General features: G+C 75.6%; 22 protein-coding genes. 15 read left to right on the top strand and 7 right to left on the bottom strand.

The genetic code is table 11. The features are described 5' to 3' along the window. The first annotated feature begins 23 nt into the window (after positions 1-23). The 11 genes from ACI8AD_RS13935 (at position 24) to ACI8AD_RS13885 (ending at position 11,695) form a co-directional block, all read left to right on the top strand. A complete protein-coding gene (locus ACI8AD_RS13935; protein ID WP_456871128.1) occupies positions 24-1,952 on the top strand; it encodes a TIGR03960 family B12-binding radical SAM protein in 1,929 nt (642 codons plus the stop codon). 14 nt (positions 1,953-1,966) lie between these two features. Continuing rightward, a complete protein-coding gene (locus ACI8AD_RS13930) occupies positions 1,967-2,734 on the top strand; it encodes a TIGR03936 family radical SAM-associated protein (RefSeq protein WP_456871127.1) in 768 nt (255 codons plus the stop codon). Positions 2,735-3,034: 300 nt separating this feature from the next. Then, positions 3,035-6,205, top strand: coding sequence for an Rne/Rng family ribonuclease (locus ACI8AD_RS13925; protein ID WP_456871126.1), 3,171 nt, complete (start codon positions 3,035-3,037; stop codon positions 6,203-6,205). A 238-nt stretch (positions 6,206-6,443) separates the two neighbouring features. Further along, entirely contained in the window at positions 6,444-6,755 is a 312-nt protein-coding gene (gene rplU / locus ACI8AD_RS13920; protein ID WP_089405053.1) for a 50S ribosomal protein L21, read from the top strand. Between the two features lie 7 nt (positions 6,756-6,762). Continuing rightward, positions 6,763-7,020, top strand: a complete 258-nt coding sequence (rpmA, locus tag ACI8AD_RS13915) for a 50S ribosomal protein L27 (RefSeq protein WP_456871125.1) — start codon at positions 6,763-6,765, stop codon at positions 7,018-7,020. Between the two features lie 96 nt (positions 7,021-7,116). Further along, the gene (gene obgE / locus ACI8AD_RS13910; RefSeq protein WP_456871124.1) at positions 7,117-8,607 is read left to right on the top strand and encodes a GTPase ObgE; all 1,491 of its coding nucleotides are present in this window, start codon (positions 7,117-7,119) and stop codon (positions 8,605-8,607) included. Next, positions 8,604-9,740: a glutamate 5-kinase gene (proB, locus tag ACI8AD_RS13905; protein ID WP_456871123.1), complete on the top strand. Its 1,137-nt coding sequence runs from the start codon at positions 8,604-8,606 to the stop codon at positions 9,738-9,740. Before obgE ends, proB begins: the two co-directional genes overlap by 4 nt. Beyond that, positions 9,737-10,219 (top strand): peptide deformylase, encoded by a 483-nt coding sequence (gene def, locus ACI8AD_RS13900; protein WP_089404974.1) that lies wholly within the window; start codon positions 9,737-9,739, stop codon positions 10,217-10,219. The genes proB and def overlap by 4 nt, the downstream gene beginning before the upstream one ends. Before the next feature lie 17 nt (positions 10,220-10,236). Further along, positions 10,237-11,019, top strand: coding sequence for an isocitrate lyase/PEP mutase family protein (locus ACI8AD_RS13895; RefSeq protein ID WP_456871122.1), 783 nt, complete (start codon positions 10,237-10,239; stop codon positions 11,017-11,019). Positions 11,020-11,084: 65 nt separating this feature from the next. Continuing rightward, the gene (locus tag ACI8AD_RS13890; protein ID WP_456871121.1) at positions 11,085-11,306 is read left to right on the top strand and encodes a type II toxin-antitoxin system Phd/YefM family antitoxin; all 222 of its coding nucleotides are present in this window, start codon (positions 11,085-11,087) and stop codon (positions 11,304-11,306) included. Next, entirely contained in the window at positions 11,303-11,695 is a 393-nt protein-coding gene (locus tag ACI8AD_RS13885; RefSeq protein ID WP_456871120.1) for a type II toxin-antitoxin system VapC family toxin, read from the top strand. The genes ACI8AD_RS13890 and ACI8AD_RS13885 overlap by 4 nt, the downstream gene beginning before the upstream one ends. Before the next feature lie 55 nt (positions 11,696-11,750). On the opposite strand, the gene ACI8AD_RS13880 is transcribed toward ACI8AD_RS13885, so the two are convergent. The 3 genes from ACI8AD_RS13880 to ACI8AD_RS13870 are packed head-to-tail and all read right to left on the bottom strand — an operon-like array spanning position 11,751 to position 13,067. Next, complete coding sequence (locus ACI8AD_RS13880) at positions 11,751-12,077, bottom strand: hypothetical protein (RefSeq protein ID WP_456871119.1); 327 nt, start codon at positions 12,075-12,077, stop codon at positions 11,751-11,753. A 31-nt stretch (positions 12,078-12,108) separates the two neighbouring features. Further along, the gene (locus ACI8AD_RS13875) at positions 12,109-12,414 is read right to left on the bottom strand and encodes a hypothetical protein (protein ID WP_456871118.1); all 306 of its coding nucleotides are present in this window, start codon (positions 12,412-12,414) and stop codon (positions 12,109-12,111) included. Next, on the bottom strand, positions 12,411-13,067 hold the full coding sequence (locus tag ACI8AD_RS13870) for a maleylpyruvate isomerase family mycothiol-dependent enzyme (RefSeq protein WP_456871117.1): 657 nt from the start codon (positions 13,065-13,067) through the stop codon (positions 12,411-12,413). Before ACI8AD_RS13870 ends, ACI8AD_RS13875 begins: the two co-directional genes overlap by 4 nt. Before the next feature lie 72 nt (positions 13,068-13,139). Here ACI8AD_RS13870 and ACI8AD_RS13865 point away from each other — a divergent pair, with 72 nt between their 5' ends. Beyond that, positions 13,140-13,622, top strand: coding sequence for a MarR family winged helix-turn-helix transcriptional regulator (locus ACI8AD_RS13865; RefSeq protein ID WP_456871116.1), 483 nt, complete (start codon positions 13,140-13,142; stop codon positions 13,620-13,622). Here ACI8AD_RS13865 and ACI8AD_RS13860 read toward each other — a convergent pair. Genes ACI8AD_RS13860 through ACI8AD_RS13845 form a run of 4 tightly spaced genes read right to left on the bottom strand, consistent with a single transcriptional unit; the run spans position 13,613 to position 16,788 of the window. Continuing rightward, on the bottom strand, positions 13,613-14,023 hold the full coding sequence (locus tag ACI8AD_RS13860; RefSeq protein ID WP_456871115.1) for a Fur family transcriptional regulator: 411 nt from the start codon (positions 14,021-14,023) through the stop codon (positions 13,613-13,615). The genes ACI8AD_RS13865 and ACI8AD_RS13860 overlap by 10 nt on opposite strands. Beyond that, on the bottom strand, positions 14,020-15,036 hold the full coding sequence (locus ACI8AD_RS13855) for a metal ABC transporter permease (protein ID WP_456871114.1): 1,017 nt from the start codon (positions 15,034-15,036) through the stop codon (positions 14,020-14,022). The genes ACI8AD_RS13860 and ACI8AD_RS13855 overlap by 4 nt, the downstream gene beginning before the upstream one ends. A gap of 1 nt (position 15,037) precedes the next feature. Next, entirely contained in the window at positions 15,038-15,844 is an 807-nt protein-coding gene (locus ACI8AD_RS13850; RefSeq protein ID WP_456871113.1) for a metal ABC transporter ATP-binding protein, read from the bottom strand. Next, positions 15,841-16,788, bottom strand: a complete 948-nt coding sequence (locus tag ACI8AD_RS13845) for a metal ABC transporter substrate-binding protein (RefSeq protein ID WP_456871112.1) — start codon at positions 16,786-16,788, stop codon at positions 15,841-15,843. The genes ACI8AD_RS13850 and ACI8AD_RS13845 overlap by 4 nt, the downstream gene beginning before the upstream one ends. A gap of 64 nt (positions 16,789-16,852) precedes the next feature. On the opposite strand from ACI8AD_RS13845, the gene ACI8AD_RS13840 reads away from it, so the two are divergent. From ACI8AD_RS13840 to ACI8AD_RS13830, 3 genes are read left to right on the top strand one after another with little or no spacing between them, the layout of a single operon-like run. Beyond that, positions 16,853-18,106, top strand: a complete 1,254-nt coding sequence (locus ACI8AD_RS13840) for a glutamate-5-semialdehyde dehydrogenase (protein WP_456871111.1) — start codon at positions 16,853-16,855, stop codon at positions 18,104-18,106. A gap of 24 nt (positions 18,107-18,130) precedes the next feature. Continuing rightward, positions 18,131-19,018 (top strand): AAA family ATPase, encoded by an 888-nt coding sequence (locus ACI8AD_RS13835; protein ID WP_456871110.1) that lies wholly within the window; start codon positions 18,131-18,133, stop codon positions 19,016-19,018. Then, on the top strand, positions 19,018-20,484 hold the full coding sequence (locus ACI8AD_RS13830) for a vWA domain-containing protein (protein WP_456871109.1): 1,467 nt from the start codon (positions 19,018-19,020) through the stop codon (positions 20,482-20,484). The genes ACI8AD_RS13835 and ACI8AD_RS13830 overlap by 1 nt, the downstream gene beginning before the upstream one ends. Positions 20,485-20,530: the final 46 nt, after the last annotated feature.

Here is a 20,530-nt window from a genome sequence, read left to right as displayed (position 1 = left end):
CCGGCGTCTACCCTGGACCGGTCATGACCGGACAGAGCCTCTACCCCCGTCTCGAGCCGCTGCTGGCCCAGGTGCAGAAGCCCATCCAGTACGTCGGCGGGGAGCTGAACGCGCAGGTCAAGGCGTGGGACGACGTCGCCGTCCACTGGGCGCTGATGTACCCCGACGCCTACGAGGTGGGGCTGCCCAACCAGGGCCTCATGATCCTCTACGAGGTGCTCAACGAGCGGCCCGACGCCCTGGCCGAGCGCACCTACGCCGTCTGGCCCGACCTCGCCGCCCTCATGCGCGCGCACGGTGTCGGGCAGTTCACCGTCGACGCCCACCGCGCCGTGCGCGACTTCGACGTCCTCGGGGTGAGCTTCGCCACCGAGCTCGGCTACACCAACCTGCTCGAGGCCCTCGACCTCGCCGGCATCCCGCTGCACGCGCTCGACCGCGACGAGACGCACCCGGTCGTCGTCGCCGGCGGGCACGCGGCGTTCAACCCCGAGCCGATCGCGGACTTCGTCGACTGCGCCGTCCTCGGCGACGGCGAGCAGGCCGTCGGCGACGTCACCGACGTCGTCAAGGCGTGGAAGGAGTCCGGCCGCCCCGGCGGCCGCGAGGAGCTGCTCGCCCGCCTCGCCCGCGTCGACGGCGTCTACGTGCCGCGCTTCCACGCCGTCTCCTACGGTCCCGACGGCGCGATCGCGGCGGTGACCCGCACCCGCGACGACGTGCCGGCCCGGGTCGGCAAGCGCACCGTCATGGACCTCGACGAGTGGCCCTACCCGAAGACGCCGCTGGTGCCCCTGGCAGAGAGCGTGCACGAGCGGATGAGCGTGGAGATCTTCCGCGGCTGCACCCGCGGCTGCCGGTTCTGCCAGGCCGGGATGATCACCCGCCCGGTCCGGGAGCGGACCATCACCGGCATCGGCTCGATGGTCGACCAGGGGCTGCGCGCCACCGGCTACGAGGAGGTCGGGCTGCTGTCGCTGTCCAGCGCCGACCACTCCGAGATCGCCCAGGTGGCCAAGGAGCTCGCCGACCGCTACGAGGGCACCAACACCGGGCTGTCGCTGCCCTCCACCCGCGTCGACGCCTTCAACGTCACCCTCGCCAACGAGCTGTCCCGCAACGGCCGCCGGTCGGGCCTGACGTTCGCGCCCGAGGGCGGCAGCGAGCGCATCCGCCGGGTGATCAACAAGACCGTGTCCAAGGAGGACCTGGTCCGCACGGTCACCACCGCCTACGCCAACGGCTGGCAGCAGGTGAAGCTCTACTTCATGTGCGGCCTGCCCACGGAGACCGACGAGGACGTGCTCGAGATCGCCGAGCTCGCCGTCGAGGTCATCCGCGCCGGCCGGGAGGCCAGCGGCCGCAAGGACATCCGCTGCACCGTCTCCATCGGCGGTTTCGTGCCCAAGCCGCACACGCCGTTCCAGTGGGCCGGGCAGGCCAGTGCCGAGACCATCGACCACCGGCTGCGGGTGCTGCGGCAGGCCATCAACGCCGACCGCCGCATCGGCCGCTCCATCGGCCTGCGCTACCACGACGGCAAGCCCGGCGTGATCGAGGGACTGCTCTCCCGCGGTGACCGCCGGGTGGGCCGGGTGATCGAGCGGGTCTGGCGCGAGGGTGGCCGGTTCGACGGCTGGAGCGAGCACTTCTCCTACGAGCGGTGGGTCGCCGCCGCCGCCGAGGAGCTCGCCCCGTTCGGCGTCGACCTCGACTGGTTCACCACCCGCGAGCGCAGCCAGGACGAGGTCCTGCCCTGGGACCACCTGGACTCCGGGCTGGACAAGGAGTGGCTCTGGGACGACTGGCAGGAGGCGCTCTCGGAGGAGGAGGTCGCCGACTGCCGGTGGACCCCCTGTTACGACTGCGGCGTCTGCCCCACCATGGGCACCGAGATCCAGATCGGCCCCACCGGGCGCAGCCTGCTGCCGCTCACCGTCGTGGGCCGCTGAGATGGGCCGCTGAGGTGGCCCGCTCCCCGGAGGGCCCGCCCCCGCCGCCGACCGTGCAGAAGCTGCGGCTGCGCTACGCCAAGCGCGGCCCGCTGCGCTTCGCCTCCCACCGCGACCTCGCCCGCGCGCTGGAGCGGGCGCTGCGCCGGTCGCGGGTGCCGATGGCCTACTCGGCCGGCTTCACCCCGCACCCGAAGATCAGCTACGTGGGCGCGGCGCCGACCGGGGCGGCCAGCGAGGCGGAGTACCTGGAGATCGGCCTGGCCGAGCGCCGCGACCCCGAGGAGGTCCGCGCGGCGCTCGACGCCTCGCTGCCCCCGGGCATCGACGTGCTCGAGTGCGTCGAGGCCGCCGAGGGCGGCGGGTCGCTCGCCGACCGGATCGACGCCGCCCGGTGGAGCATCGAGCTGCCCGGCGTCGAGCCCGCCGAGCTGTCTGCGGCGCTCGCCGCGTTCCTCGCCCGCGACGAGGTCACCGTGGCCAAGCGCACCAAGAACGGCCTGCGCGACGTCGATGCGCGGGGCCCCGTGGCCTCGGCGACCGCGGGCGGTGCGGCGGGACGTGCCATACTGCACGTGGTCGTCCGGCAGGTGACGCCCGCCGTTCGACCCGACGACGTGGTGGCCGCTCTCGCTGCCGTCGCCGACCTGCGCCCGCCGTCGCCCCCCCGGGCCGTGCGTGAGGCGCAGGGCCGGCTCGACGACAGCGGGACCGTGGCCGATCCGCTCGGTCCCGACCGAGTGGCGCGCACCCGCTGCCAGGGGGAGCACGCCGCGGTCTGACCGGCGAGCCCGGGCGCCACCGCGACGTCGAGCGGCACGGCTGCCAGACGTGACGCGCCCGCCCGGCACCACCGAGACCACCGCACCACCCCAGACCACCGCACCACCTGCAGTCCCGCACCACCTGCAGACCGGCCCCGGACGCGGCCACCGCCGACCGGGACCGACCACAGACTTCGCAGGCCGGACGCGCCGCCGCACCCGGAGCGGCCGCCCGGCCCGCCCAACCCGTGCTCCTGCGCGGCCGCCTGTCCCCGCGGGGACCGGCGCCCGGGAGCACCACACAGGAGGCGAGCCCTCGTGGCCGACCAGGACAACGACACCAGCAGCGACACGACCACTCCCGAGAGCACTCCCGACAGCACCCCGGGCGGCGACGCCGCCGCCGTCGCGGAGGTGCTCACCGGGGAGGCGGCCGCGGGGGAGACCCCAGCGGAGGAGCCGGCCGAGACGGCTGCGGCCGAGTCGCCGGCGGAGGCCGGCGCCGGGCCCCGGGAAGAGCCCGAGGAGCCCGAGGAGCCCGAGGACGAGCCGGTCGGCTCGCCCTTCGGCGCCCAGTTCAGCTCCCCGGAGCCGACGGCGGTCATCGCCCGGCCGCGCCGCCGGGCCACCCGCCCGGCCGGTGCCGCCGACCCCGGGGACTTCGCCCCGCCGCCGCCGGTCGCCGCGCCGGCGGTCCCGGCCTTCGTCAGCTTCGTGGCGCCGCCGGAGGCCGAGGCCCCGCCGGCGCCCCGCCGTCGCAGCCGCCGGCCGCTGCCCGAGTCGCCCGACGTCGAGGACGTCGAGGACGTCGCCGACGACGCCGCACCGGCCGAGGACGACGAGGCCCCCGCGCCGCGCTCGCGCCGGAGCCGGTCGCGGCGCCGCGGCGCCGCGGCCGAGGCCGACGACCGGGCCGCCGTCGAGGCGGTCGAGGCGGTCGAGGCGGTCGAGGACGCCGACGAGGACACCGACGACGACGCGGCCGACACCGACCGCGACGACGCCGACCGCGACGACGCCGACCGCGACGACGCCGACCGCGACGAGTCCGGCGGCAGCCGGCGCCGCCGCCGCGGCCGCCGGGGCAGGGGCCGGGGGCGCAGCGGCGACGAGTCCGCCGACGCCGAGGACGAGACCGGCGAGCCCGTCACCGACGAGCGGCCCGCGGGCGACGGCGTCTCCGACGAGGACGACGCCGACGACGAGGACACCGAGACCGAGGACGCCGAGACCGACGACGCGGAGGGCGGGTCGACCACCCGCCGCCGTCGCCGCCGCCGTCGCCGGGGCGGGGACGCCGCCGCCGAGTCCGGCACCGAGGACGACGACGACCGCCCCGAGCGGGCCGGCCGCAACGGCCGGGTCACCAGCGACGACGACGTCCGCGGCGTCACCGGCTCCACGCGGCTGGAGGCCAAGCGCCAGCGCCGCCGGGAGGGCCGCGACACCGGCCGCCGCCGCGCGCCGATCCTCACCGAGGCGGAGTTCCTCGCCCGCCGCGAGGCGGTGGAGCGCCGGATGGTCATCCGCCAGCGCGGCGAGCGCACCCAGATCGCCGTCCTGGAGGACGGCGTGCTCGTCGAGCACTACGTCACGCAGGCGCAGGCGACGTCCTTCGCCGGCAACGTCTACCTCGGCCGGGTGCAGAACGTGCTGCCCAGCATGGAGGCGGCGTTCATCGACATCGGCAAGGGCCGCAACGCCGTCCTGTACGCCGGCGAGGTCAACTGGGAGGCCGCCGGCCTCACCGGCAAGCAGCGCTCGATCGAGCAGGCGCTCAAGTCCGGCGACAAGGTCCTCGTCCAGGTCACCAAGGACCCGATCGGCCACAAGGGCGCCCGGCTCACCCAGCAGGTGAACCTGCCCGGCCGCTTCCTGGTCTACGTGCCCGGCGGCTCGATGACCGGCATCAGCCGCAAGCTGCCCGACACCGAGCGGCAGCGGCTCAAGGACGTCCTGCGCACGATCGTCCCCGAGGACGCCGGGGTCATCATCCGGACCGCCGCGGAGGGCGCCTCGGAGGAGGAGCTCACCCGCGACGTCGCACGGCTCAAGGCCCAGTGGGAGGTCATCCAGACCAAGGCGTCCTCGTCGAGCAACGCGCCCGCCCTGCTCTACGGCGAGCCCGACCTCGCCATCCGGGTCATCCGCGACGTCTTCAACGAGGACTTCACCGAGCTCGTCGTCCAGGGCGACGACGCCTGGGACACCGTCGAGGCCTACGTCGCGCACGTCTCCCCGGAGCTGTCCGGCCGGCTGACCCGCCACACCGGCGAGGGCGACGTCTTCCGCGACCTGCGCATCGACGAGCAGCTGGCCAAGGCGCTCGACCGCAAGGTGTGGCTGCCCTCGGGCGGCTCGCTGGTCATCGACCGCACCGAGGCGATGACCGTCGTCGACGTCAACACCGGCAAGTTCACCGGCTCCGGCGGCAACCTCGAGCAGACCGTCACGCGCAACAACATGGAGGCGGCCGAGGAGATCGTCCGCCAGCTCCGGCTGCGCGACATCGGCGGCATCATCGTCATCGACTTCATCGACATGGTGCTCGAGAGCAACCGCGACCTGGTGCTGCGCCGGCTGACCGAGTGCCTGGGCCGCGACCGCACCAAGCACCAGGTGGCCGAGGTGACCTCGCTGGGCCTGGTGCAGATGACCCGCAAGCGGGTCGGGCAGGGCCTGCTCGAGGTGTTCTCCGAGCCGTGCGAGCATTGCCGCGGCCGGGGCGTCCTCGTGCACACCGACCCGGTGGACGAGAAGCGCCGCGGGGGCTCCGGCGGGGGCTCCGGCGGGAACGGCTCCGGCGGCAACGGCGGCCGGCGGGAGCCGGTCCGCCGGGACGACCGCAAGGAGACCGAGCGCAAGGAGTCCGAGCGCAAGGAGTCCGAGCGCAAGGAGTCCGAGCGCGAGCCCGCGGAGGTCGTCGCGACCGGGCAGCCCGGCCCGGACGGCGAGGCCGGGGACGGGCAGCGTTCCGGTGGCCGGCGCAACCGCGGCCGGCGCAACCGCGGGCAGTCGGGGGAGGAGCGGGCCGCGGAGGACGCCGCCGTGCTCGCCGCCGCATCCGCTCCCGAGGACGTCGCCGCTCCCGAGGACGTCGCCGCTCCCGAGGACGTCGCCGCTCCCGAGGACGTCCCGGCTGTCGCGTCCGCGCTCACCGACGGCGCCCCCGAGGTCGAGGTCACGGTGCAGCTCGGCGCCGAGGTGCCCGGCGCGGAGGTCCCCGAGCCGGCCCCCGAGCCGGTGGCGACGCCGGAGGCCGGCGACGACGAGGCGGCGCTGCCGCCCGGCGCCGGCATCGACGACCCCGGCCCGATGGACGACGACCCCGCCGACGCGGCCGCTGCCGAGGTCACCCCGCCCGCCGCCGAGGCGACCGCCCCGGCCGGTGCCGCGCCGACCGGGGACGGTGCCGCCACGGTCGTCGGGGGCACGCGCCCGCGCCGCCGCCGGGCGGCCAGCCGCCCGGCCGGCCCCCCGGCGTCCTGATCTCCGGGCGGCCGGGGCCGCGTTCGCACGAGGAAGGACCCCACCCCTCGCACGCTCGCGGTGGGACCCTGCGCCGGGGCCGTCTAGGCTCGGGTACGCTGGTCGGGTTGCACCGCCCCGACCGGGCTCCGCGCCAGGGGTCGAGGAGGCGGTGCGGCCCGTCCGGCACCCGGCTCCCGCGCCGGGGTGCGTCCAGGACGCGTCGCGGGACCGACAGCAGCGATCGAGGAGTTCAGTGGTGTACGCAGTCGTGAAGGCCGGTGGCCGGCAGCACAAGGTGGCCGTGGGCGACCGGTTCACGGTGAACCGTCTCGCGGGTGAGGCGGGCGACACCGTCACCCTCCCGGCCCTGCTCCTGGTCGACGGCGACACCGTCACCAGCGACGCGCAGGCGCTGGCCGGCGTGACCGTGACCGGCGAGATCGTCGGCCACGGCAAGGGCCCGAAGATCCGCATCCACAAGTTCAAGAACAAGACCGGCTACCACAAGCGTCAGGGCCACCGTCAGCCGCTGACCGACGTGGTCGTCCGCGACATCACGAAGGGCTGACGACGACATGGCACACAAGAAGGGCGCCTCGTCCTCCCGCAACGGCCGCGACTCGAACGCCCAGCGCCTCGGCGTGAAGCGATTCGGCGGCCAGGTCGTCAAGGCCGGCGAGATCATCGTGCGCCAGCGCGGCACCCACTTCCATCCGGGTCTCGGTGTGGGCCGCGGCGGCGACGACACGCTGTTCGCGCTGCAGCCCGGCGCGGTCACCTTCGGCACCCGGCGTGGCCGCAAGACCGTCTCGATCACGACGGTCGACGCCTGAGCCCGCAGGGCTCTCCCAGCAGCACGCGACGAGCGCACGGGCCGGCCGGCCCGTGCGCTCGTGGCGTTCCCGAGGCAGTGAGCAGGTAGAGCAGACATGGCCGCGTTCGTCGACCGCGTCGTCGTGCACGTCGCCGCGGGCAACGGCGGTCACGGCGTTGCGTCCGTGCACCGCGAGAAGTACAAGCCGCTCGGCGGTCCCGACGGCGGCAACGGCGGCAACGGCGGCGACGTCGTCCTCGAGGTGGACCCCAACGTCCACACCCTCCTGGACTTCCACCACCGCCCGCACCAGAAGGCCGGCAACGGCCGCCCGGGCGCCGGCAGCCACCGCAACGGGGCCAACGGCGAGGACCGGGTGCTGCGGGTCCCCGAGGGCACCGTCGTCAGCACCCCCGACGGCGAGGTGATCGCCGACCTCGTCGGCGCCGGCACCCGGGTCGTGCTCGCCCAGGGCGGCAAGGGCGGGCTGGGCAACGCCGCGCTGGCCAACCCCCGCCGCAAGGCGCCCGGCTTCGCGCTGCTCGGGGAGCCGGGGGAGGCCCTCGACGCCGTCCTCGAGCTCAAGAGCATCGCCGACGTCGGCCTGGTCGGCTTCCCCTCGGCGGGCAAGTCCTCGCTGATCGCGGCGATGTCGGCGGCGCGGCCGAAGATCGCCGACTACCCGTTCACCACGCTGGTGCCCAACCTCGGCGTCGTCCGGGCCGGCGACACCGTGTTCACCATGGCCGACGTCCCCGGGCTCATCCCCGGCGCGTCCGAGGGCCGCGGGCTGGGCCTGGAGTTCCTCCGCCACATCGAGCGCTGCGCGGTGCTGGTGCACGTCGTCGACACCGCCACGCTCGAGCCCGGCCGCGACCCGGAGAGCGACATCGAGGCGCTGCAGCACGAGCTGGCGCAGTACCGCGAGGACCTCGTCGGCCGGCTGCGCGTCGCCGTCCTCAACAAGATCGACGTGCCCGACGGCCGGGAGCTGGTCGACCTCGTGCGCCCGGCCCTGGAGGAGCGCGGCCTGCAGGTGTTCCCGGTCAGCGCCGCCACCGGCGAGGGGCTGCCCGCGCTCGGCTACGCGCTCGCCGCCGCCGTCGAGGAGCACCGGGCCGCCCTGCCGGAGCCCGAGCCGGCCCGCGTGACCGTCGTGCCGCGCGCGGTCGACGACTCCGGGTTCACCGTCACCCCCGACCCCGACGACGAGGCGACCTTCGTCGTCCGCGGCGTCAAGCCCGAGCGCTGGGTGCGGCAGACCGACTTCAGCAACGACGAGGCCGTCGGCTTCCTCGCCGACCGGCTCAACCGCCTCGGCGTGGAGGACGAGCTCACCCGCCTCGGCGCGCAGGAGGGCGACACCGTCGTCATCGGCGACGTCGCCTTCGACTTCCAGCCCAGCCTGCCCGCCGGCACGCCGCTGGCGGAGGAGACCGCCGGCCTGGGCGGCCGCGGCACCGACAGCCGCATCGACGCCCCGCACCGCGTGCGGGCCGCCGAGCGGTTGGCGGCCAAGAAGGCCCGCCGGGTGCCCTACGAGCTGACCGAGACCTGGTCCGACGACGACCTGCCCGACGGGGACCCGCCCGGGGACGACGCGTGAGCGTGCGTCCGGAGATCGCCGGCGCCGGCCGCGTGGTGGTCAAGGTCGGGTCGTCCTCGCTGACCACGCTGCCCGGCGGGCTGGACCCGGCCCGGCTCACCGCGCTGGTCGACGTCCTGGCCGCGGTGCGGGCGTCCGGCCGCGAGGTGGTCCTGGTGTCCTCCGGCGCGATCGCCGCCGGCCTGGCGCCGCTGGGCGTCGAGGGGCGCCCGCGCGACCTCGCCACCGCCCAGGCCGCCGCCAGCGTCGGGCAGCTGCGCCTGGTGCAGACCTACGCCGACGCCTTCGACCGGCACGGGATCGTCGTGGGCCAGGTGCTGCTGACCGCCGACGACCTCACCCGCCGCGGCCACTACCGCAACGCCCGCCAGACGCTGGAGCGGCTCCTCACCCTCGGCGTGGTCCCGATCGTCAACGAGAACGACACCGTCGCCACCGAGGAGATCCGCTTCGGCGACAACGACCGGCTCGCGGCGCTGGTGGCGCACGTGGCGTCCGCCGGCGCGCTGGTGCTGCTCTCCGACGTCGACGGCGTCTACGACGGCGACCCGCGCACCGGCCCGGCGCGGCTGCTCGACCGGGTCGCCGGCCCGGCCGACCTCGCCGCGGTCACCCTCGGCACCGCCCGGCGCAACGGCGTGGGCACCGGCGGCATGGCGACCAAGGTCGAGGCGGCGTTCATCGCCTCCGGCGCCGGCGTGCCCGTCGTCGTCACCTCGACCCCGCAGGCCGCCGCGGCGCTGGCGGGGGAGCGGGTGGGGACGCTCTTCGCCCCCACCGGCCGCCGGCCCTCGGGCCGGCAGTTCTGGCTGCGCTACGCCAGCCGGCCGCGGGGGCGGCTGGTCCTCGACGAGGGCGCGGTGCGCGCGGTGCGCGAGCGGTCGGCGTCGCTGCTGGCCGCCGGCATCACCGGCGTGGACGGCGACTTCCTCGCCGACGACCCGGTGGAGCTGGTCGGCCCCGACGGCGCCGTCGTCGCCCGCGGGCTGGTCGCCTACGACGCCCGGGAGATGCCCGCGCTGCTCGGCCGGCGCACGCCCGACCTCGATCCAGAGTACCGCCGCGAGGTCGTCCACCGCGACGAGATGGTGCTGGTCGGACGCCCGCGGACGGCTGCGAGACTGCCCGGGTGACGATCCGCCCGATCCGCGAGCTCGGTGACCCCGTGCTCCGTACGCCCGCCGACGAGGTGCGGGCCTTCGACAAGGAACTCGCCGCCCTGGTGCGCGACCTCGAGGAGACCGTCGACCACCCCGGCCGCGCCGGGCTGGCCGCCCCGCAGATCGGGGTGAGCGCCCGGGTGTTCAGCTACCACGTCGACGGCGAGATCGGTCACCTGGTCAACCCGCGGATCGTGGAGCTGTCGGAGGAGGTCCAGGACGGCGACGAGGGGTGCCTGTCCATCCCCGGCATCTGGGCGCCGACCGTGCGGGCGATGCACGCCGTCGCCGAGGGGTTCGACGTGCACGGCGAGCCGCTGCGGCTGTCGGGCTCGGGCCTGATGGCGCGCTGCCTGCAGCACGAGGTCGACCACCTCGACGGGAAGGTCTTCCTCGACCGGCTCACCGGCGAGGCCCGCAAGAGCGCACTGCGCGCCCTGCGCTCGCGTTAGCCCCTACGGTCGGGGCCGTGACCGACCTCGCCACCCGCGCCCGGACCCTGCTCGACCTGCACACCGCCCCGGAGATCCTCGTCCTCACCAACGTGTGGGACGTGGTCTCCGCCCAGGTGGTGGCCGCCACCGACGGCGTGCGCGCGCTCGCGACCGCCAGCCACGGCATCGCCGCGACCTTCGGCTACGAGGACGGTGAGAACATCCCGCTCGACCTGCACCTGGACATGGTCGGGCGGATCGCCGCCGCGGTGGACCTGCCGGTGAGCATGGACATGGAGGCCGGCTACGGCGACGCCGGCGAGACCGCCCGTCGCGCCATCGAGAAGGGCGTGGTCGGCGGCAACCTCGAGGACCAGGTGAAGCCGCTCGACGACGCCGTGGCCGCCGTCGAGGCCGTCGTGCGGGCCGGGCGCGACGCCGGGATCGACTTCGTGCTCAACGCCCGCACCGACGTCTTCGTCCGCGCCGCGAAGGACGCCGACCGGGGCGAGCTGGTCGCCGAGGCGATCCGCCGCGGCCGGGCGTTCCTCGAGGCCGGCGCCCCGGTCGTGTTCGTGCCGCGGCTGGTCGACCGCGACGAGATCGCCGAGGTGGTCGAGGGCCTGGGGCGCAACAGGCTGACGCTGATCAGCGTGCCCGGCGCGTCGCTTCCGGCCCGCGAGATGCAGGAGCTCGGCGTCGCCCGCGTCTCCACCGGCCCGTTCACCCAGCGCGTGGCGCTCACCGCGCTGCAGGGCGCCGTCGTCGAGATGGTCGGCGGTGGCGTTCTGCCGCCGGGCACCCGCGCCCTCAACTGACGTCGGCGCCCGGCCTGGCCAGGTTGACCTGGCCAGGTTGGTCGAGTTGGCCCTATCCTCGGCGCATGACCCAGGTGAACGTCCAGGACGCGAAGACGAGGCTGTCCCAGCTGCTCGCCGCCGCAGAGCGTGGCGAGGAGGTCGTGATCGCACGCGGTGGCCGGCCGGTCGTGCGCCTGGTGCCGGTCGAGCAGCCGGGACCCCGGCCCGTGGGGTTCGTGGCCGGCTCGGTCCCCGATGTCTTCTCCGACCCCCTGCCGGACGACGAGCTGGCCCGCTGGGAGTGACCGCCCTCCTGCTCGATACCCACGCCCTGCTCTGGGTGCTCCTGGAACCCGCCCGCGTCCCGGCCGAGACCCTGGCGGTCGTCCGGGCGCCGGAGACGAGGCTCCACGTCTCCGCGGCCAGCGCGTGGGAGATCGCCACGAAACACCGACTCGGGAAGATGGACGGCGCCGCTGCGGTCGTCAGCGGCTACCGGGAGCACCTCGACAGGCTCCGGGCGCAGGAGCTCCCCATCACCGGCCGCCACGCGCTCACCGCCGGGTCCCTGGAGTGGGCCCACCGCGATCCGTTCGACCGGATGATCGTCGCGCAGGCCGTCCTCGAGTCGCTTCCCGTCGTCACGGGTGACGTCGCACTGACGGAGTTCCCGGCGATCCGCACCCTGTGGTGACGACGGCGGCGCGCGGGTGCCCGGCCGCCGCAACCGGCCCACACCGACCAGTGGGTCACCGGACTCCCGCGCCGGCGGGGATCATCGCCCCGCCGGCCGGGACAACCAGGCCGAGCACCGCGAACTCGGTGACCACCTCCGGCGGGTGCGGCCGGCCGGCCAGGAACTCCGCGACCAGCGGCGCCACCACCTCGCGGCCGTAGCGGTCGTAGGCCTCGCGGGACTCCCACACCTCGAGGACCCGGAAGCCGTCGGCGGTCGGCCGGGTCAGGTGGACCAGCCGGCCGTCGACGACCCCTCCGGTGCGCTCCAGCAGCAGCCGGTGCACGGCGTCGTAGACCTCCACCGGCTCGGACAGGTCCGTGGTCACCGCCCAGGTCATCGCGTCCTCCTCCGGGACCGGGATGCCGCCGTCAGACGGTGACGCCGGCCCGCGGCAGCACCAGGCCGCGGACCTCGAACTCGGTGACCACCGAAGGCGGGGGCGCCTTGTCTCCCAGGACCTCGGCCAGCGCGGGCAGGATCACCTCCCGGTTCCTGCGCTCCTGCGCCTCGCGCGACTCCCACACGTCGATCACCTGGAAGCCGTCGGCGGTCGGCCGGGCCAGGTGCAGCAGCAGGCCGTCGGTGGCCGGGTCGGAACGCTGCAGGATCGCCGCGTGCAGCATGTCGTAGAGCTCGACGGGTGCGGACACGTCCGTGATCACGCCCAGGGTCATGGCGTCCTCCTCGAGTCCTCCCGGCGGCCCGTCGCCGTCGGCAGTCGGTGCACGCCCTCGCCGGAGAGCCGGTGGAGCGTCGCGGTGCGTCCGGTGACCAGCAGCAGCAGGTCGCCGGTGGTGCCCTCGACGGGTGCGCCCTCGCCCAGCACGAGGTCGCTGTCGGTGGCCCGCAGCTGCAGGCCGGCCAGTCGTCTGCGCGCCCGGAACGGGAAGTACAGCTCCCAGGCCCGCCGCGCCGCCACGGCCGCGGCGACCGGCGGGACCGGCCGCTCGCGGCCCAGGGGGAGGGCGATGTCCTGACCGTGCACGAGGACGTCGAGGAGCGGCTCGATCGGGCTGATGAACGGCGCCCGTCGCCGGGAGCCGACCATCGCCCGGATTCGCCGCCCGTACTCGTCGTCGGGCAGGGGTCCCAGGCGCAGTGCCGCGTCCCGGATCATGCGGTCGAAGCTGCCCCGCGCCCGGATCGCCGGGACGACCACGTCCCGGAGTCCCATGTGCGCCTGGGTCAGGTGCGCCGCGACGTCGCGCACCCGCCAGCCCTCGCACAGGGAGGGGGTCTCCCACTCGGCCGGCGCCAGGTCGTCGAGCAGGTCGGCCAGGCTCGAGCGCTGGGCGTCGATGGCGCGCCACACGTCGTCGAGGTCCACGACGGCCTCCTCGGAGTTGGTAAGATGGCCTGACTATTCAGTCAGATCGTCTGACCAACGTCAAGGGGGATCGTGAGCGTTCGCGACGAGGTCCGGCAGAACGGGGACCGCCCGGGCCGGGAGCAGGAGCACCAGAACCTGGCCCTGCTGTGCTTCTACCCGCACCGGGCGATGGAGGCCCGGGTGCTCGCGGCCCTGGCGGCCGAGGGGCACGGCGACATCACGCTCGCCCAGGGCCGCATCGCCGCCCGGATCGGCCCCTCCGGCACCCGGCTGACCGACCTGGCCGCGCAGGCGCTGGTCACCAAGCAGACCGCCGGCCACCTCGTCGACCAGCTCCAGCGCGCCGGCTACGTCCGCCGCGTGCCCGACCCCACCGATGCCCGGGCCCGGCTGGTGCAGATCGCCGAGCGCGGGCGGGAGCTGGTGGCGATCGCCCGCCGGGTGGAGGCCGAGGTGGAGGCCGAGTGGACCGCGCACCTGGGGGAGGAGACCACCGCCCAGCTGCGCGCGGCGCTCACCCGGCTGCGCGAGGTGACCGACCCCTACCGCTGAGCGGCGGTGCAGGAGCCGCAGGTGCCGAAGACCTCCAGCTGGTGCTGCACGTCGGCGAAGCCGTGGTCGGCGGCCACCTTCGCCGCCCAGCGCTCCACCGGCGGGTCGGCGACCTCCACGGTGCGCCCGCAGGAGCGGCACACCAGGTGGTGGTGGTGCACCGGCGAGCACCGCCGGTAGGCGGCCTCGCCGTCCTCGCTGCGCAGCACGTCGACCAGGCCGTCGTCGACCAGGGCCTGCAGGGCGCGGTAGACGGTGGCCAGGCCCACGGCGTCGCCCCGCTCGCGCAGCAGCGCGTGCAGGTCCTGCGCGGTGCGGAACCCGTCGAGCTCCTCCAGCAGCGCCAGCACCGCGGTGCGCTGCCGGGTCTGCCGGCGGACCGGGACCTCGGGCGCGCTCACGGCCGCTCCGTCCCCACCGGCGGGGCCGCGGCGACGTGCTCGTCGTAGTGGACCCCCGAGCCGGTGCGGTGCGGCGCGTGCAGGTGCCCGTCGTGGTCGTAGTCGACGTGGTCGTCGTGCGGCACCGCCCGGTGCCCGCAGCCCTCGCCGTGCTCGTGCGGGTGGGCGGCGTGCACCTCGACCCGGCGGCCGTGCCGCCGCCGCGCGGTCGCGTCGCGCAGGGTGACGGCCACGGTGACCAGCAGGAACAGCGCGATGGTCAGCAGCACGATCGTGCCGCCCGAGGGCGTGCCGGTGTAGTAGGAGCCCGCGGTGCCCGCCACGCTCACGACGACGCCGATCGCGCAGGCCAGGTACAGCGTGCTGCGGAAGCTGCGGCCCACGAGCTGGGCCACGGCGCTGGGCAGGATCATCAGCGCGCTGATGAGCAGCAGCCCGACCACCCGCATCGACAGCACCACGGTGGAGGCCACCAGCACGGCCAGCACCACGTTGAGCCCCAGCACCGGCAGGCCGACGGCGCGGGCGTACTCCTCGTCGTCGCTCACCGCGTACAGCCGCCGCCCGAGCAGCGCGACGACGGCCAGGACGACGACGGTGATCACGGCGAAGACGGCGACGTCGGCGGCCGTCGTGGTCGTGATGGCGCCGAACAGGAACGCGTCGAGGTTGGTCGCCTGCCCGCGCGGGGCCAGCGACAGCAGCACGACACCGCCGGCGATGCCGCCGTAGAACAGGACCGCGAGCGCGACGTCGCCGCTGGTGCGCCCCCGGGCGCGGACCAGCTCGATGAGCACCGCGCCCAGCACCGCCGCGACCAGCGCCGTCCCCACCGGCGCGGTGGAGGTGAGCACGCCGAGGGCCACCCCGGTCAGCGCGACGTGGCCCAGCCCGTCACCGAGCAGTGACAGCCGCCGCTGGACGAGGAAGACGCCGACCGCCGGCGCGGCCAGGCCGACCATGACGCTGGCCAGCAGTGCGCGCTGCATGAACCCGTACTCGAGCAGCTCCACGTCAGCGGCTCCCGTTCCGCGCGCGGACGGCGTCGGGCGCCGGCCGCGGCTGGTCGAGCCGGTAGCCGCGCACCGGCGGCGCGGTCTCCTCCGGGTGGTGGCAGTCGGGGCCGGCGGCCACCGGGCCGACCGCGCCCAGCGGCCCGTCGGAGGTGATCCGGCCGGAGTCGACGACGACCGCGCGGGTGAGCACGCCCGACAGCGGGCCGGTCTCGTGGGTCACCACCAGCAGTGTCGTGCCGGCCGCCGACACCCGCGCCAGCACGGTGGCCAGGGCCGCCTGGCTGGCGGCGTCGACCCCGGCGGTCGGCTCGTCCATGACCAGCAGCTCCGGCTCGGCGGCCAGGGCGCGGGCCACCAGCACGCGGCGCTGCTGGCCGCCGGAGAGCGAGGCCACCGGGTCCTCGAGCCGGTCGGCCAGGCCGACGGCGTCGACGGCCTCGGCGACGGCGGCCCGGTCGCGCGGGCCCAGCCGGCCGAACAGCCCCAGCCGGGGGAGCCGCCCGACGCCGACGACCTCGCGCACGGTGGCCGGCATGGCGCCACTGACGGTGTGCCGCTGCGGGACGTAGCCGACGCGGCCGCGCTCGCGCAGCCGCCCGACCGGGGCGCCGAGCACCTCGACGGTGCCGCCGAGGACGGTGGCCAGGCCGAGCAGGCCGCGGGAGAGGGTCGTCTTGCCCGAGCCGTTGGAGCCCAGGACCGCGACCGCCTCGCCGGGCTGCACGGTCAGGTCGGCGTCGCGGACGATCGCGACGTCGCCGTAGCCGATCGTGGCGCCGACCAGCCGGACCGCGGGGTCGCTCATGCGCAGCCCTGCCCCTCCCGCAGCGTGGCGAGGTCGGCGCGCATGACGTCGAGGTAGTCCTCGCCGGCCGACTCGTCGGTGAGGCCCTCGAGCGGGTCGAGGACGGCGGTCTGCACCCCGGCCTCCTCGGCAACGGTCTCGGCGACGGCGGGGTCGACGAGGGTCTCGGTGTAGACGGTCGTCACGCCGCGCTCGCGGACCAGCGTAGAGATCTCGGCCAGCTGCTCCGGGGTCGGCTCGGCCGAGGGGCTCAGCCCGCTGACGGCGGCCACCTCGAACCCGTAGCGGTCGGCGAGGTAGCCGAAGGCGTCGTGGCTGGTGACCAGCGTGGTCACCGCGCAGTCGGCCAGGCCCTGCTGCATCTCGGCGTCGAGGGTCTCCAGGTCGGCGCGCAGTGCCGCGGCGTTGTCGCGGAAGGCGTCCGCGCCGTCCGGGTCGACCTCGGCGAGGCGGTCGGCGAGCGCGTCGCCGACGTCGGCCAGGCGGGTCGGGTCGAGCCAGAAGTGCGGGTCGGCGACCTCCCCGTCCTCCTCGCCGGCGTGCCCGGCGTGCTCCTCCTCCGTCTCGTCCCCGTGCTCGTGTGCCTCGGTCGGCAGCGAGAGGTCGGCCGCCTGGCCGGCGTCCCAGGCGGCGTCCCCGGCCTCGGCGACGGCGTCGTCGACCGCGGGCTGGAACCCCGCGAGGTAGACGACGAGGTCGGCCTCGGTGAGCGCGGCGACGTCCTGCGGCGTGAGCTCCAGGTCGTGCGGCTCGGCCCCGGGCGGGGTGAGGGAGGCGACCTCGACCCGGTCGCCGCCGATCCGCTCGGCGGCCCACTGCAGGGGGTAGAAGGCGGCCTCGACCCGCACCCCGTCGTCCCCGCCCCCGCCCGCGTCGGCCGAACCGCACCCGGTCAGCAGGAGGGCGGCGACGGTGGCGACGGCGGGCGGCAGGGTCCTGGACATGAGAACCATTCTCACACAGGTCGCACAGCGTCCGGTGGAGAGCCCGGCGCGTAGGCTCCCGGACGTGTCCGATGCCGTCGAGCTGCCGCTGATCGGGGCCGCCGTCCTGCGCGCCCGCGCCGCCGCCCGCGTGCTGCGCACGCTGCCGACCGACGTCAAGGACGCCGCCCTCTCGGCGATGGCCGACGCGCTGGTCGAGCGCACCGACGACCTGCTGGCCGCCAACGCGCTCGACGTCGAGGCCGCGACGGCCGAGGGGACCCCGGCGTCGGTCCTCGACCGGCTGCGGCTGGACGCCCCGCGGGTGGCCGGCGTCGCCGCCGCGCTGCGCGAGCTGGTCGCCCTGCCCGACCCGGTGGGCGACGTCGTCCGCGGCTCCCGGCTGCCCAACGGGCTGGAGTTGCGCCAGGTCCGGGTGCCCTTCGGGGTGGTCGGCATCGTCTACGAGGCGCGGCCCAACGTGACCGTCGACGCCGCCGGGCTGTGCCTGAAGAGCGGCAACGCGGCGCTGCTGCGCGGGTCGGCGTCGGCGTACCGCACCAACGCGGCCCTGGTCGCGGTGCTGTCGGAGGCGGCGCAGAAGGCCGGCCTGCCGGAGGGGTCGGTCGAGCTGCTGCCGGCCGACCGCTCCTCGGTGGGCGAGCTGCTGCGCGCCCGCGGGCACGTCGACCTCGTCATCCCGCGCGGCGGCGCCTCGCTCATCCAGCGGGTGGTGCGCGAGGCGCAGGTGCCGGTGATCGAGACCGGTGTCGGCAACTGCCACGTCTACGTCGACGCCTCCGCCGACCCGGTCACCGCCGAGGCGGTCGTGCTCAACTCCAAGACCCACCGGGTGAGCGTCTGCAACTCCGCGGAGACGCTGCTGGTGCACCGCGACGTGCCGTTCCTGCCGCGGCTGCTCGCCGCGCTGGCCGAGGCCGGGGTCACGCTGCACGGCGACGACGCCGCCCGCGCCGCGCACGACGCCGTCGTCCCGGCCACCGACGAGGACTGGGCCACCGAGTACCTGTCGATGGACATGGCGGTGCGGGTCGTCGACGACCTGCCGGCCGCCCTCGACCACGTCGCGCGGTGGGGGAGCGGGCACACCGAGGCGATCGTCGCCGACTCGGCCTCGGCCATCGCCGCGTTCACCGCCGGGGTCGACGCCGCCGCCGTCATGGTCAACGCCTCCACCCGGTTCACCGACGGCGGCGAGTTCGGCTTCGGTGCCGAGATCGGCATCTCCACCCAGAAGCTGCACGCGCGCGGCCCGCTGGGCCTGCCCGAGCTGACCAGCACCACCTACGTCGTCACCGGCAGCGGCCACACCCGCTGACCGGCGCCCTCCCCGAGGAGCCCCATGCCCCGCCCCCCGACGCAGTCGCCGCAGTTCTCCTCCGTCGCCGACGTGGGCAAGCGGCTGTCGACGGCCGGCTACCTGCCGGACGAGCGGATCGCGACGACGGTCTTCCTCGCCGACCGGCTGGGCAAGCCGCTGCTGGTCGAGGGACCCGCGGGCACCGGCAAGACCGAGCTGGCCAAGGCGCTGGCCGCGGCGACGGGGTCGGAGCTGATCCGGCTGCAGTGCTACGAGGGCCTCGACGAGGCGCGGGCGCTCTACGAGTGGAACTACAAGAAGCAGCTGCTGCGCATCCAGGCCGCGCAGGGTGGGGACGGCGCGGACTGGGACACCGTCCACGACGACATCTTCGGCGAGGAGTTCCTGCTCTCCCGGCCGCTGCTGACCGCCATCCGGCGCAGCGAGCCCACGGTGCTGCTCATCGACGAGACCGACAAGGCCGACGTCGAGGTCGAGGGGCTGCTGCTGGAGGTGCTCAGCGACTTCCAGGTCACCATCCCCGAGCTCGGCACGGTGACCGCCACCCGCCGGCCCACGGTGGTGCTGACCTCCAACGCCACCCGCGAGCTGTCCGAGGCGCTCAAGCGGCGCTGCCTGTACCTGTCGCTGGACTACCCCTCGGCCGAGCGGGAGCGGGAGATCGTGCTCTCCCGGGTGCCCGACCTGGCACCGGGCCTGGCCGAGCAGCTGGTGCGCACCATCCGCGCGCTGCGGGCGATGGAGCTGAAGAAGTCCCCGTCGATCTCCGAGACCCTCGACTGGGCGCAGACGCTGCTGGAGCTCGGGCTGGACACCCTCGACGAGGCCGCGGTCCGCTCGACGCTCGGCGTGGTGCTCAAGCACGCCAGCGACCAGGACCGCGCCGCCGCCGAGCTGCGGCTCAACTGATGTCCGCGCCGTCGCCCGCCGGACCGGCCGCCGGACCGGTCGCCCCCGGCGGGCTGGCCGGCCACCTGGACGGCTTCGTGCGCGCGGTCCGCGAGGCCGGCATCCCGGTGGGGATCAGCCAGGCCGTCGACGCCGCGGAGATCCTCACCGTGGTCGACCTGCTGGAGCGCGAGCAGCTGCGGCACGGGCTGGCGGCGGTGCTGCTGCAGCGCGCCTCGCAGCGCCGGGCCTACGACGTGCTGTTCGACCTGTGGTGGCCGCTGTCGGACCGCCCGGCCGGCTCCGGGGCGCCCGGCGACCCGTCCTCCGACGGCGAGGACCCTGGGGACGACGCCCGCACGCTGGACCTGCCCGACGGGCACGGCGACCAGCGGGACCTCTCCGACCGGATGCGCGCCGAGCTGGCCCGGCTGCTGCTCGAGGGCGACGACGAGGCGCTGCGCCGCTTCGCCCGCCGGGCGGTCGACCAGCTCGGGCGGGCGCCGGCCTCGCCGTCGGGGCAGTCGTACTTCGGCTACCGGGTGATGCGGGCGCTCTCACCCGACACCCTGGTCGCGCAGCTGCTGGCCGGCCTGCTGGGGGACGGCGGCCGCGGCGGGCTGGCCGAGCAGGTCGCCCGGCAGACCGTGCGCGAGCGGCTGGCCGCCTTCCGGGCCGCGGTCGACGCCGAGGTGCGCCGGCGCAGTGCCGCCGAGCGGGGCCGGGACCGGGTGGCGAAGAGCGCCGTGCGGCCGCTGGCCGAGCAGGTCGACTTCCTGCGGGCCCAGCAGGCCGACCTCGCCGAGCTGCGGCGGGCGGTGGCGCCGCTGGCCCGGCGGCTGGCGGTGCGGTTGTCGGCGCGGCGGCGGATGGGCCGCGAGGGCCGGCTGGACTTCCGCCGCACGGTACGGGCCTCGCTCGGCACCGGCGGGGTGCCGGTGGTCACCCACCACCGGCCGCGGAAGGTGCACAAGCCCGAGCTGGTCGTGCTCTGCGACGTCAGCGGCTCGGTGGCCGGGTTCAGCCACTTCACGCTGATGCTCACCCAGGCGCTGCGCGAGCACTTCTCCGGCGTACGCGCGTTCGCCTTCGTCGACTCCACCGACGAGGTGACCCGCTTCTTCCGCCCCGGTGCCGACGTCGCCGGCGCCATCGCGCGGATCGGGCGGGAGGCCGACGTCGTGGCCTTCGACGGGCACAGCGACTACGGCAACGCCCTGGAGGTCTTCGCCGACCGCTGGCCGACCGCCGTCGGGCCGAAGACGTCGCTGCTCGTGCTCGGCGACGGGCGGACCAACTACCGCCAGCCGGGGCTGCCGGTGCTGGCCGACCTCGTCCGCCGCGCCCGCTCGGCGCACTGGCTCAACCCCGAGCCGCGCCGGCTGTGGGGCAGTGGTGACTCGGCGGCCGACCGCTACGGCGAGCTCGTCGACATGGTCGAGTGCCGCAACGCCACCCAGCTCGCCGACTTCGTCACCACCCTCTGAGCGAGGGGCCGTTCCATCGGGTCACCGGCCCGGACGGGGCCCGGTT

Source organism: Geodermatophilus sp. SYSU D00766 (assembly GCF_054049915.1).
Note: the sequence above shows the minus strand (reverse complement) of the source record. Positions and strands in the feature narration are given on the sequence as shown.

Bases quoted from the DNA above. Each gene is read 5' to 3' on its own strand.
- ACI8AD_RS13890 (WP_456871121.1), top strand. From the start codon at position 11,085: ATGACCCAGGTGAACGTCCAGGACGCGAAGACGAGGCTGTCCCAGCTG.
- rpmA (WP_456871125.1), top strand. From the start codon at position 6,763: ATGGCACACAAGAAGGGCGCCTCGTCCTCCCGCAACGGCCGCGACTCG.
- ACI8AD_RS13935 (WP_456871128.1), top strand. From the start codon at position 24: ATGACCGGACAGAGCCTCTACCCCCGTCTCGAGCCGCTGCTGGCCCAG.
- ACI8AD_RS13830 (WP_456871109.1), top strand. From the start codon at position 19,018: ATGTCCGCGCCGTCGCCCGCCGGACCGGCCGCCGGACCGGTCGCCCCC.
- ACI8AD_RS13850 (WP_456871113.1), bottom strand. From the start codon at position 15,844: ATGAGCGACCCCGCGGTCCGGCTGGTCGGCGCCACGATCGGCTACGGC.
- ACI8AD_RS13835 (WP_456871110.1), top strand. From the start codon at position 18,131: ATGCCCCGCCCCCCGACGCAGTCGCCGCAGTTCTCCTCCGTCGCCGAC.
- ACI8AD_RS13875 (WP_456871118.1), bottom strand. From the start codon at position 12,414: ATGACCCTGGGCGTGATCACGGACGTGTCCGCACCCGTCGAGCTCTAC.
- ACI8AD_RS13880 (WP_456871119.1), bottom strand. From the start codon at position 12,077: ATGACCTGGGCGGTGACCACGGACCTGTCCGAGCCGGTGGAGGTCTAC.
- ACI8AD_RS13845 (WP_456871112.1), bottom strand. From the start codon at position 16,788: ATGTCCAGGACCCTGCCGCCCGCCGTCGCCACCGTCGCCGCCCTCCTG.
- obgE (WP_456871124.1), top strand. From the start codon at position 7,117: ATGGCCGCGTTCGTCGACCGCGTCGTCGTGCACGTCGCCGCGGGCAAC.